This window comes from Mesorhizobium sp. M1328, from assembly GCF_040318075.1.
In the GTDB taxonomy this organism is placed as follows: Bacteria; Pseudomonadota; Alphaproteobacteria; order Rhizobiales; family Rhizobiaceae; genus Mesorhizobium.
The window spans coordinates 26259-37832 of sequence record NZ_JAMYLO010000011.1; the positions used below are offsets into that span (position 1 = coordinate 26259).

The following is an 11574-nucleotide window of genomic DNA, read 5'->3' on the forward strand; positions in this document are numbered from 1 at the left end:
CCGCGCAGTAGACGAAAAGACGATCAGAAGAAGCCAAGCTTTTTCGGGCTATAGCTGACAAGCATATTCTTGGTCTGCTGGTAGTGGTCGAGCATCATCTTGTGCGTCTCGCGACCGATGCCCGACTGCTTGTAGCCGCCGAAGGCGGCATGCGCGGGGTAGGCGTGGTAGCAATTGGTCCAGACCCGGCCGGCCTGGATCGCGCGGCCAAAGCGGTAGGCGCGGTTGCCGTCACGCGTCCAGACACCGGCGCCAAGGCCGTACAGCGTGTCGTTGGCTATTGCCAGCGCGTCCTGGTCGTCCTTGAAGGTCGTGACCGAAACCACCGGTCCGAAAATCTCCTCCTGGAAGATGCGCATCTTGTTGTTGCCCTTGAACACCGTGGGCTTGACGTAATAGCCACCCGCCAGGTCACCCGGCAAAAGATTGCGGGTCCCGCCGGTCAACACTTCCGCGCCTTCCTGAAGGCCGATGTCGATGTACGACAGGATCTTTTCCAACTGCTCGGACGAGGCCTGGGCACCGATCATCGTCGCCGGATCGAGTGGATCGCCCTGCACGATCGCCTCGACACGCTTGAGGGCACGTTCCATAAATCGGTCGTAGATCGACTCATGGATGAGGGCGCGGCTGGGGCAGGTGCAGACTTCGCCCTGGTTCAGCGCAAACATGACGAAGCCCTCGATCGCTTTGTCGAAGAAATCATCATCCTCGGCGACGACATCCTCGAAAAAGATGTTGGGCGACTTGCCGCCCAGTTCCAGCGTAACCGGGATCAGGTTCTGGCTGGCGTATTGCATGATCAGGCGGCCCGTCGTGGTCTCGCCAGTAAAGGCGATCTTGGCAATGCGCGGCGAGGAGGCGAGCGGCTTGCCGGCCTCGAGGCCGAAGCCGTTGACGATGTTGAGCACGCCCGGCGGCAACAGATCGCCGACGAGATCGGCCCACAGCAAGATGGCGGCTGGGGTCTGCTCGGCAGGCTTCAGGACCACGCAGTTTCCGGCGGCAAGTGCTGGTGCAAGTTTCCAGCAGGCCATCAGCAGCGGGAAGTTCCATGGGATAATCTGTCCGACCACGCCGAGCGGCTCATGGAAATGATAGGCGACGGTGTCGTCGTCGATCTGCGAGAGGCTGCCTTCCTGGCCTCGTAGGGCGCCGGCGAAATAGCGGAAATGGTCAATGGCGAGCGGCAGGTCGGCCGCGGTCGTTTCGCGGATCGGCTTGCCATTGTCCCAGGTTTCGGCGCACGCGAGCAGATCGAGGTTTTCCTCCATGCGGTCGGCGATGCGGTTGAGGATGAGCGACCGCTCGGCCACGCTGGTGCGCGCCCAAGTGTCTTTGGCCGCATGGGCCGAGTCAAGCGCCGCTTCGATGTCGTGGGTATCCGAACGCGCCACTTCGCACAGCAGCTCACCGTTTACCGGTGAGTGGTTCTCGAAGTAGCGGCCGGAGTGGGGCTCTGCCCATTTGCCGCCGATGAAGTTGCCATAGCGCTTGTCGAACGGCGCCTTGACCGCGCGTGAGAATTCTACCTTGTTCATGTGTCTTCCTCCCAAAGTAGACGCCGCGGGATGCGACGCTTAGGGAGAGAGACTTGCGATTTCCGCCGCCATTGTCACCGTGGCGAGGACAGTAGCCGGGCGCGGTGTGTCGCAGAATTGCGACAGTCATGTGAGTTTTCGAATGGTCAGTGGGACCTATGGACGTCCAGGCGATTGAGCTTGCGGTGAAGCGTCGCGCGGCTGATCCCAAGCGCCTGCGCAGCAGCCGACACATTTCCGTCTGCTCGCGCCAGCGCCCGCTGCAGAACGCCGCGCTCCGCCTCAGCGAGAACTGCGGGCCCGCTCTCCGTCCAACCGAGCAGATCGGCCGCGGGCATCGGCTTGTCGAGACACAGCTGGGTAATTCCAAGCGCCAGGCGAGCCGACCGCGTCGCGCCGACCACAAGGTCGTCCGCATCAACCGCGATCAGCGCGCCGGAGCCCTTGTCGGCTACTGGCGCCAGAAGGATCCGCGCCTTCGGGAAGGCCATCCTGAAGTTCTCCCCCTCAATCTGACGCACCGCGTCGACCACGGCCACCGAAATGAGATTGGCGAAGGCTTCGGTCAGATCGGCCCGGCAGGAAGACACGTCAAGCGCAGCCACAAGATCTCCCCGGTGATCATAGATCGGTGCCGTGGTGCAACTCAGCCCCGTGTTGCGCGTGTGGAAGTGCTGGTCGCGATGGATTGTCAGCGCTCGCTGTTCCACCAGGCAGGTGCCGATCCCGTTGGTGCCCTGGCTTTCTTCGTTCCAGATAGAGCCGGTCCACAAGCCCCAGGAATGAAAAGTCTCGTCGTCGACGGGCGCGCCGCGCCGCTCGACCGGCACGCCGTCACGATCGGCAAGAAGCACGCAGCAGCCAACCCCGCCCACCGCGAGATAGAGACGGTCCAGGCTGGATTGGGCCGCCCGGACGAGCGGTTCAATGCGTTGCCGGGCCGCGATCAACTCCATTTCCGTCAGGTAGCGTGGCGGCCTGCAATCGGCGGGATCGAGCCGATGCAAACTGGAAGAGCGTCGCCAAGAGGCGACCAGCGCGGACTTCGCGGCGGCGTCCGAAGCGATCGCGGCCTGAATGCGGTCGGCATGACGACCGGACAGATCCTCGCTCATGTTCATCCTCCCTTTCAGCTTCTGGAACAGCCTGCCTCAGAAGAGGCAACGTTGGCATAGCACCAGGTTCCGCCTTCAATCACCACGCTGTCAATTCGACAGAAGCACCAGAAGGCACATCCTTATGTTTCCCGTCAGTTAGTGATGTTTGGCAGATCGATAGTCATTCCTCGCCAGTGCACCTTTCGGTGTTGATGCCCCAAAGCCTACAAGTACGAATTTGATCGAGGGCAAAGACGAACCACTATGTTCAGCCGCCGTACCGTGCGGAACGATGCGGGAAGGTTCTGATATTGGCCGGCCCATGAAGGCAAGGATCAGATACGGCCTCGGGTTCATTAAGATCAGTGCTATCAAAGCATGCTCGCCCGGCACCAGTTCAAAAGGAGCCCTCACGGGCGCCGGCATGTGGCTACAAGAAGGGCAGCGACCGATATTTCTCGATCGTGAAGCTCGGCTGGGCAGCCATGAGCTTCCGAGCGGCCCAGCGGGCGGTCTCCAGATCTCCGTTCATCGCCGACCAGGGGGCGAGGTATCGATAGAAATGATGATGCCGGCAGGGGCGGCGATGACCTTACGGGCGGAAAGGCTGTGGCCATAGGTGCCCGCTCGCTTTTTCGCCGCGACAACCCTTGCGTCAAATATCATTATACATTATATGCAATTGTATATTGACGTTAGGAGCAGACATGAGAATGATCCGTGTGAACGATAGGCTTTCCGTAGGTCCGCAGCCCGCACTGTCTGAAATTCTGTTGCTTACTGATCAGAAGTTCGCAGGAGTGATAAACGTTCGCCCTGATTTGGAAGAGCCCGCCCAGCCCGGAAACGAAGCTGAACGAGAGGCTGCCGATCGAGCGCGCATCTCCTACAAATTCATACCTGTCACAATGCCGACCATCACGGAAGGGGACGTGCGGTCCTTCCAGGCAGCTATGGCCGATGTTGGTGGCGCGGTCTTTGCCCACTGCAAGACCGGCACCCGCGCATTGAGCCTATATGCCCTGAGCGAGGCGCTCGATGGCCGAATGTCGCCTGTCGAGATTACTGCACTCGGCCAGAAGCTCGGGGTAGACCTGTCGGCAGCAAGCCGATGGTTGGAAGGGCACAGGCGGACCCGACCGGCAGTAAAAGGGTTTTTCGACCCCCGAACATGGAGCGTGCAATATGTAGTTTCGGATCCCAGTACCCGCAAATGCGCGATTATCGACCCGGTGCTCGATTTCGATGAGAAGTCCGGGGCGACCAGAACACGCAACGCCGATGCGATGCTTGATTACATCGCCGAGAAGCGGCTGTCCGTTGAATGGATTCTCGATAGCCATCCTCATGCCGACCACTTTTCTGCTGCGCAGTACCTGAAGGAGAAGACCGGCGCGCCGACTGCGATAGGAGCGAGGGTCGTCGACGTCCAACGTTTGTGGCAAGGCATCTACAACCGACCTGAACTTCACATAGACGGCTCGCAGTGGGACAGGCTGTTCTCGGATGGAGACACTTTCAAGGTCGGTTCAATCGAGGCGCGCGTAATGTTTTCGCCCGGTCACACGCTGGCCTCGATCACCTATGTGATCGGTGATGCGGCTTTTGTTCACGACACCATCTTCATGCCCGACAGCGGAACGGCTCGCGCTGATTTCCCTGGTGGAGACGCTCGCACGCTGTGGAGATCGATCCAGGCCATTCTGACGCTTCCAGACGAAACGCGGTTGTTTACTGGGCACGACTACCAGCTAGGCGGACGCGAACCCAAGTGGGAAAGCACGGTCGGCACTCAGAAGCGTACCAATGCACATCTGGCCGACATGACCGAAGAGGGCTTCGCCGCACTGCGTCAAGAGCGAGACCGTATGCTGCCTATGCCGAAGCTGATCCTCCATGCCTTGCAGGTCAACATCCGGGCTGGGCGTTTGCCGGAGCCGGAAGGAAACGGTAAGCGCTACCTAAAATTTCCCCTCAACGCATTGGGAGAAGCAGTGTGGTGAGCGAAATCCTTATCGATGAAACCGAAATGGAGATGTCGCTTGCCGCAATGGAATCCCGCGCCGGCGAAGTTGCAGCTCTTCTAAAGACACTGGCGCATCCAATGCGACTGATGCTCGTCTGCACCCTTGTTGAAGGAGAGCATTCGGTTAGCCAATTGGAAGATGAGCTCAACATCCATCAACCAAACCTATCCCAGCAGCTGACAGTGTTGCGGGACGCCAAAATTGTGGAAACCCGGCGCGACGGAAAACAGATCTTCTACCGGTTGACCGCCGAGAAGGCTGCTCAATTGGTTTCGGCGCTCTACACGATCTTCTGTTCGGACGGTCCGTCATGACCTCTTATCTTCCTTCGCTTTTGGGCGGGGCTCTGATCGGGCTTTCGTCTATGATGCTCTTGATCCTGAACGGTAGAATTGCCGGCATCAGCGGGATTGTTGGCGGGTTGCTCCAAGGCAACAATAGGTGGACAAACGCTGCCTTCGTCGTCGGGTTGCTGCTTGGCCCGGTCGGTTATTTCCTAACTTTTCATCATTGGCCGACCGCGACCATCACTGCGTCACTGCCGCTGGTTATGATAGCTGGTTTTCTGGTCGGTTTCGGATCCCGCATGGGTTCGGGTTGCACCAGTGGTCACGGAATAATGGGGCTGGCGCGGCTATCGCCGCGGTCAATTGTCGCCGTTGTGACGTTCCTTCTGAGCGGCGCTCTAGCCGTCGCGCTTCTCCACGGAGCAGTCTTGTGAGACACGCTAAATTACAGGTCATGGCGGCCCTGGCCGCGGGCACCATCTTTGGCTACGGTCTGGCGTTGTCGGGTATGCTTGATCCTGTCCGTGTACAGGGCTTTCTCGACGTCTCTGGCGCGTGGGATCCGAGCCTCGCATTCGTGTTGGGCGGCGCCGTTGCAGTTGCAACGGGAGGCACAGCCTGGATGGGGCAGATGTCACGACCATTTCTGGCGGAGACCTTCCATTTGCCTGTCAGTTCGCGGATTGACGCCCCCCTGGTTCTAGGTTCGGCGATTTTCGGCCTTGGATGGGGACTGGGCGGGTTCTGTCCTGGCCCTGCGGTAGCTTCGTTGTCTCTGGGATTATCGCCGGTACTTTTCGTAGCCTTAATGCTGGCGGGGATGGTTGCTCATGACCGCTGCTTTGTCCGAAGAGCATCATGACAGGTACTTTGTTTTCTGCTGTGGGCTCAGGGAGTCTGGTGGGCTTCACTCTTGGTATGGTCGGAGGCGGCGGATCGATCCTTGCCACGCCGCTCCTGCTCTATGTTGTCGGTGTCGCTCAGCCGCATATTGCCATCGGCACGGGCGCCCTGGCGGTGGCCGCCAACGCATTGGCGAACTTTGGAGGCCATGCCCTCAAGGGGCACGTCTGGTGGCGTTGTGCTATCGTATTTGCAGGACTGGGCTCGGTTGGGGCGCTCGCAGGTTCGACCTTGGGAAAGTCAATCGACGGGACGCATCTGCTTTTCTTTTTTGGGCTGCTTATGCTTGTGGTCGGCGCACTGATGCTTCGCCCGCGGCGCCGTTCTTCGACAGCAGGCCGACCTGTCGATGCCAAGATGTGTGCGATGACTGCTGCAGTCGCCGCCGTCGCCGGTGCGGCCTCTGGCTTCTTCGGAATTGGCGGCGGCTTCCTCATCGTTCCCGGATTGATCCTGGCGACCGGAATGCCGACGATCAATGCAATCGGCACGTCTTTGCTTGCCGTCGCAGCTTTCGGCCTCGCGACGGCCTTCAACTACGCCCTGTCGGGAATGGTCGACTGGCAACTGGCCGCAGAATTTATTGGAGGCGGCATTGGCGGCGGGTTGATCGGCATGTTTGTGGCGACACGCCTCGCTTCGTACAAGAACATGCTCAATCGGATCTTTGCCGTACTTGTAATTGTCGTCGCGGGCTATGTTCTCCACAGGAGTGTCGGTCAACTGGCAGGCGGATAGTTTAGAGTTGCAGCTTGATAGATTCGCCGATCGGAGGTGAGGTTTTTTCGCCTCGTGCGTTCATCACCCGGTCTTTGCTAGTAATGTATGCCCTGCAGCATGAGCCCAGAGACCAAGTAGTCTGTGATCACGGCCGTCACTGTCCGACGCGCCGCGTCCCGAACGGTCCCCAAATGACATTGGCTGGTGCCGATACTGATCGCCTCCGCCACCTGGCTTTCGTTCGGCGAGTATTCCTACGGGCCTTTCGGGAAGCGACAGTATGATCCTGCCGGAACATGAACGACGGGCAGCCGTGCAGACAGAACTGGCCAATCACCCTATCCGTCGAATTGTGGCTCCTCGTCGGCCTACGCATCGAACGAAGCGACCGCTGCGAGCTGGCCTCGACCCCGGCAGCGCGTCGAGCGGGACTTCAGGCAGCGCCGGCCATTTCCCCGGGCAGTTCGCCTCCGCGGACATTGACCTGCAGCGCATGCAAAATGAGCTTTGGCATCGGCAATGTCCTGTCGCGGGCCTCTCGAAGCTTGATGAAGTCCTGCTGCGATTGGCCGGCGACATGCGCATTTTTTGCTTTTTGTTGTTCCACTGAGCTCTCCCACAGTGACCCGCGCCCGCCCGGCGTTGCTGGCCGTCGAGCAAGCCCTCGGCCGCAGCTTGCGCCAGGGTTCGGAGTCGTCGTTTACATGAGCCCGCAGATCCTTTGCAGACACGCCCGATGCTCGTCGTCAGTTGTTTGCAGGCCGTACTGCGCGGTGAATTCCCCCGACCTCGATGCTTTAGAATTCCGAGGAGGTTCCGCTCAGGTCCGCACCCTCAGCGCCCGCTCCAGCCTGTCGGCAATCTGTGTGACGATATAGGCAATCACCATGTAGATCACGACGGCAATGACGAAGGCTTCGAGGTAGTAGTAGTTCAGCGCGGCGGTCAACTGGGACTGGGCGAAGATATCGACAACCTCGATGGCGAATCCGAGCGAAAGCGCCTTCATGATGACCATCATCGAGGTTGTCAGGTCGGGAATTGCCGTGAGGGCCACCTGGGGAAATAGGATACGTCGGAACAGTTGGCCGCCCGTATAGCCCAGCGAATGGGCTGCGTCCGACTGACCGGTATCGAAGGCGTTGAGGGCTCCTTTGATGATCTCCGCTTGGAACGCCGCAACACAACCGGTGACTGCAATGACAAGGATTACCCAATTGGGCGTTTCGTGGGCGTTGAAGTTGATCCCGAGCAACGAGAGCAGGAACTGGAGTGCCGGGGGCAGACCGAAATAGGCGAGGAAAATCACGATCACCATCGGAACGCCCTTGAAGACGACCTTATAGGCCATGATGAGCTCTCGCAGCACGGGGATCCGCCTATATTCGACGAGCGCAAAAAGGCTGCCGACGATCGTGGACAGGATGAAAATCGTGAAAGCCATGCCGAGCGTCACGGGTACGGCGCCCAGAATTTCCTGCGAGTCCTGGAGCAGAATTTCGGTATCAAACATGGTCGGATTACCCTTTCGTCACACGCTCGCGACGGCCGCGTTCTTGATCTGAGCTGTTGTCGTCGCCTCTGGCGCTTGCATTGGTGAGCGGAGCTCGAAGAAGCGCACGATGAGCCACGCGACAAGGCACATCAGCGAATAGATGACCGCCAGCACCAGGTAGGTTTCGAACTGGTACTGGTTATAGTCGCGCTCCATGATCAAGTGCGCGGTCGCCATTACGTCCGCAGCCCCGATGTACATGACCAGCGCAACGTTATGGATCAGGTAGATGATGGAGTTTCCATAGCCCGGCAATGCGAAGTGCACCGCTTGCGGGCCGACTACGCGGGTGATCTTCTGTCGGAAGGTATATCCCAGACTGTCGGCCGCATCATGCTGGCCGCGATCGACGGCCAGGTATGCAGGTCGCATGACTTCCGACAGATACCCTCCATGATAGAGGCTCAGCCCCACCATCGCAGCGATCGTTGCAGAAATAAAATCCTCGGCGCCGAACAGGATTACCAACAAGGGCAGCCCGTAGAACGCGACGAACAACTGCAGGACGACGGGAACACTCCGGGCATAGGACACGTAGAGGTCAGTCAGATGACTGATCACCGGTATCCTCCGAACCCGGAGTGTTGTCGCGACGAGAGCCAAGCAAAAGCCCACGACCATAGCGGTAAAGGTGATGGCGAGCGTTAGCGGCAACGCCGAGAGCAGCTCGGGAATCATAGCAGAAACATCCACTTTGAAACGCTCCTTCTTTCAATTCAGCCTTACCGCTGGCTATCGCTACATCTTTGGGGAAATGTCCTGTTACTTCATGTATTTGACGATGTCCTCGCCGAACCATTTCTGCGAGAGTTTTTCGATCGTGCCATCGTCTTTTAATTCCTTGAGAACCTTGTTCACGTCGTCGGCTAAAACCTTGTTTTCGTCCGACCTGTGAATCAGCATGTAGGTGTTGTTGCTGAAGACCGGATCGGACGCCACAATATCGAGCTTCTTTTCCTCGATGACGGTCTGCTCACCGAGATTCGAAGGCAGAACAAGCGCGTCGAATTTGCCGTTCTGAACTTCGTCCAGTCGGTTCGGATAGGGAATACCGGCGCTAGATGCCGTTACATCAAGCTTGTATTGTGGATTTTCTTTTTGCCAGTTCATAATGAACTTGTATGTTCCACCGCCGGCCGTGGTCGGAACGATCCTCTTGCCGACCAGGTCCTTCATTTCCTTTATGCCGCTGCCTTTTTTGCTATAGATCTTCATCAGGCTGGCGCCCATGGGGTTTTCCGGAATGAAGAACTGCTTGGCGCGCTCAGGCGACTTGTAGTAGCCACCGACCGCGATGTCGTATTTGCCCGTGGCCAGGCCGGTTTCCTGCGCGATATCCGAAACACCTTCCATTTCAAACTTGTACTGCGGGAGCTTTGCGTTGATCGCTCTCAGAAGATCGGGCTCATAGCCTTGCGGCTCGACGCCGATCGCGCCCCATGCCAGCGGCTTGGATTCGGCAGACGTCGCGATCTTGATCGTGCGAACGGTCTGACCATAGCTGATCCCTGCGGTTGCAAGGGCAATTGCGATGCCGCCGGCAACAGCCAGGGCAGCGCGACGGGAGAAACTGGATGTGATTGCAGACATTTCTTTGGTTCCCTTCTTGTTGAGCTATTGAAAAGCGAGTTCTGACTGCAGGAATTGAGCAAGTCGTGGGCTGGATGGCGCATCGAAGATCTCAGTTGGACTGCCATCGGCGGCAATCACGCCACGATCCATGAAGACGATCCGGTTCGAGATGTTCTTTGCGAATTGCATCTCGTGGGTCACAAGCAGCGAAGTGATCCCTGACGACGTGACATCCTTGATCACCTTCAGAACTTCACCGACGAGTTCAGGATCCAGCGATGACGTGGGCTCATCGAAGAGCATCACGTCGGGACGAACCGCCAGCGCACGCGCGATGCCGGTGCGTTGGAGCTGGCCGCCCGACAGCTGGGACGGATAGCTGTCCCGCTTCGCTGAGAGGCCGACCCGGTCAAGCTCTCGCAGCGCGATTTCACGCGCCTCGTCCGCGGACTTGCGCTGCACGACGACAAGCGGATCCATCACGTTCTGGAGGACTGTCATGTTCTTGAAGACATTGAATTGCTGAAAGACCATCGCTGTTCGAAGCCGGATCGCCTGGACAGCGGTCTTGTCGGCGCGCTGGTAGTCCATCCGAATCTGGTCGAACGCGATGGTTCCGGACGACGGCTTGGCCAGGTAGTTGATGCATTTCAGCAGCGTGGTCTTGCCGGTGCCGCTGGGGCCGATGATCGACACCACGTCACCCCGCTTTACCGAGAGATTGACGCCGTTCAGGACCTGCGTGCTTCCGTAGGACAGCCTTATATCTTTGAGTTCAAGCATTTCTGGTTAGCCCTTCAGAGTGTGGGACGGACTGCCTTGACATGTGGGTCATCATCATCCGCTCTCCGCGTGGCCGAGAACGTGCATCAGCCGGTTTGCCCAGCCGAAGATCGCTATGGCGTGGATCAGGTCGATGATCTCAGCATCATTCATGCCGACGGCACGCAGCGAGGCGATGTCGTCCACCGTTGCTTCCGACGGCGCCGCCGACAGACGGCGGGCAAAGCTGTAGATTGCTGCATCGCGCAGCCCAAGCTTTTCGGGTTTGTCGAGGTAGAGCGCGGTGACCACTTCGTCGCTCTTGGTCAGCTCTGCATGGCGGCGGGCGTGAACCACGGCGCAGAATTTGCAGCCATTGACGATCGAGGCACCCAATGCGCCAAGTTCGCGGTCGGGACGGGCAAGCCCGCCTTCGACATACATGATCGCGTTGAACAAGACGGTGCGGGCAAGATAACTCTCGGGATCATGCACAAGGGTGCGCACATATTCCGAAACTTTCTTGGCCGACGGCGTTACCTTCATCGCTTCGAGTTGTTCCGGCGTGGCCTCGGATAGCTCGACCGGTGCGATGTAGGGACGCCAATTCAGCGGCTTCAGGCGAACCGAGGAAATCATGCCGATCTCATCAATCGCAGGCCGGTCGCAACCCGCGTCTGGAAGTTTACGAAAGCAATCAGTTCGGAGAGCGCGACGATCTGAGGATTGTTCAGTCCGGCCGCGGCGAGGAGGGCGATGTGGTTCGCCTCCGCCTTTTTCGGCGTCAGCGTGATCAGGTCGACGTGACGGGCGATGGTCGCCAATGGCTCATCGAGATCCGTTTCGCCCCGAGCCAATGCCCTGAGCTGCTCTGTCGGACCAAGTTGGGCCAGCTGCACATCATATTCGGCCATCAGGACGGGATCGGCATTCAGAGCGGCCATGCGACGGGCCAGAGCAACCCTCAAATTCGGCGCCAGCCCCTGATCGTTTGCCGGCTGCAGGACGGAGAGGCGACATTCCTCCGCCCCTTGCACAAATTCGGGCCGAAACCGCCGCGCAGCGAAAAGTGCATCGTTCGGCGAAATACCGGCGGCCTTGTCCATTGCG

The 11574-nt window shown here is 58.9% G+C and carries 13 protein-coding genes and 1 pseudogene; 5 read left to right on the plus strand and 9 right to left on the minus strand.

The window, feature by feature from the left end; genetic code table 11:
- Positions 1-23 precede the first annotated feature (23 nt).
- Both adh and NKH23_RS19610 read right to left on the minus strand, forming a co-directional pair.
- Positions 24-1541, minus strand: coding sequence for an aldehyde dehydrogenase (adh, locus tag NKH23_RS19605; RefSeq protein WP_353035198.1), 1518 nt, complete (start codon positions 1539-1541; stop codon positions 24-26).
- A gap of 146 nt (positions 1542-1687) precedes the next feature.
- Positions 1688-2656 (minus strand): helix-turn-helix domain-containing protein, encoded by a 969-nt coding sequence (locus NKH23_RS19610; protein WP_353035200.1) that lies wholly within the window; start codon positions 2654-2656, stop codon positions 1688-1690.
- A 689-nt stretch (positions 2657-3345) separates the two neighbouring features.
- Between NKH23_RS19610 and blh the strand changes: the two genes are divergently transcribed.
- Genes blh through NKH23_RS19635 form a run of 5 tightly spaced genes read left to right on the plus strand, consistent with a single transcriptional unit; the run spans position 3346 to position 6593 of the window.
- A complete protein-coding gene (gene blh / locus NKH23_RS19615) occupies positions 3346-4641 on the plus strand; it encodes a bifunctional sulfur transferase/dioxygenase Blh (protein ID WP_353015322.1) in 1296 nt (431 codons plus the stop codon).
- 26 nt (positions 4642-4667) lie between these two features.
- Positions 4668-4979 carry a sulfite-sensing transcriptional repressor BigR gene (gene bigR / locus NKH23_RS19620; protein ID WP_352719939.1) on the plus strand — a complete coding sequence of 104 codons (312 nt, stop codon included), beginning with the start codon at positions 4668-4670 and terminating at the stop codon, positions 4977-4979.
- A complete protein-coding gene (locus tag NKH23_RS19625; protein ID WP_352464092.1) occupies positions 4976-5386 on the plus strand; it encodes a YeeE/YedE family protein in 411 nt (136 codons plus the stop codon). Before bigR ends, NKH23_RS19625 begins: the two co-directional genes overlap by 4 nt.
- A 20-nt stretch (positions 5387-5406) precedes the next feature.
- Complete coding sequence (locus NKH23_RS19630) at positions 5407-5814, plus strand: DUF6691 family protein (protein WP_352516579.1); 408 nt, start codon at positions 5407-5409, stop codon at positions 5812-5814.
- Complete coding sequence (locus NKH23_RS19635) at positions 5811-6593, plus strand: sulfite exporter TauE/SafE family protein (protein WP_352464093.1); 783 nt, start codon at positions 5811-5813, stop codon at positions 6591-6593. The genes NKH23_RS19630 and NKH23_RS19635 overlap by 4 nt, the downstream gene beginning before the upstream one ends.
- Positions 6594-6908: 315 nt before the next feature.
- Here the strand turns inward: NKH23_RS19635 and NKH23_RS34650 are convergent.
- The 7 genes and pseudogenes from NKH23_RS34650 to NKH23_RS19670 form a co-directional block, all read right to left on the minus strand.
- Positions 6909-7215: pseudogene (locus NKH23_RS34650) on the minus strand (hypothetical protein); the annotation flags it as partial.
- Between the two features lie 180 nt (positions 7216-7395).
- Complete coding sequence (locus NKH23_RS19645) at positions 7396-8088, minus strand: amino acid ABC transporter permease (RefSeq protein ID WP_352464095.1); 693 nt, start codon at positions 8086-8088, stop codon at positions 7396-7398.
- An 18-nt stretch (positions 8089-8106) separates the two neighbouring features.
- Complete coding sequence (locus NKH23_RS19650; protein WP_352719760.1) at positions 8107-8823, minus strand: amino acid ABC transporter permease; 717 nt, start codon at positions 8821-8823, stop codon at positions 8107-8109.
- Positions 8824-8892: 69 nt separating this feature from the next.
- Positions 8893-9720, minus strand: coding sequence for a transporter substrate-binding domain-containing protein (locus tag NKH23_RS19655; protein ID WP_352464098.1), 828 nt, complete (start codon positions 9718-9720; stop codon positions 8893-8895).
- Between the two features lie 24 nt (positions 9721-9744).
- On the minus strand, positions 9745-10485 hold the full coding sequence (locus NKH23_RS19660; protein WP_352464100.1) for an amino acid ABC transporter ATP-binding protein: 741 nt from the start codon (positions 10483-10485) through the stop codon (positions 9745-9747).
- A gap of 54 nt (positions 10486-10539) precedes the next feature.
- On the minus strand, positions 10540-11103 hold the full coding sequence (locus NKH23_RS19665; protein ID WP_352464102.1) for a peroxidase-related enzyme: 564 nt from the start codon (positions 11101-11103) through the stop codon (positions 10540-10542).
- Positions 11100-11570 carry a CMD domain-containing protein gene (locus tag NKH23_RS19670; RefSeq protein WP_352722263.1) on the minus strand — a complete coding sequence of 157 codons (471 nt, stop codon included), beginning with the start codon at positions 11568-11570 and terminating at the stop codon, positions 11100-11102. The genes NKH23_RS19665 and NKH23_RS19670 overlap by 4 nt, the downstream gene beginning before the upstream one ends.
- Positions 11571-11574 lie beyond the last annotated feature (4 nt).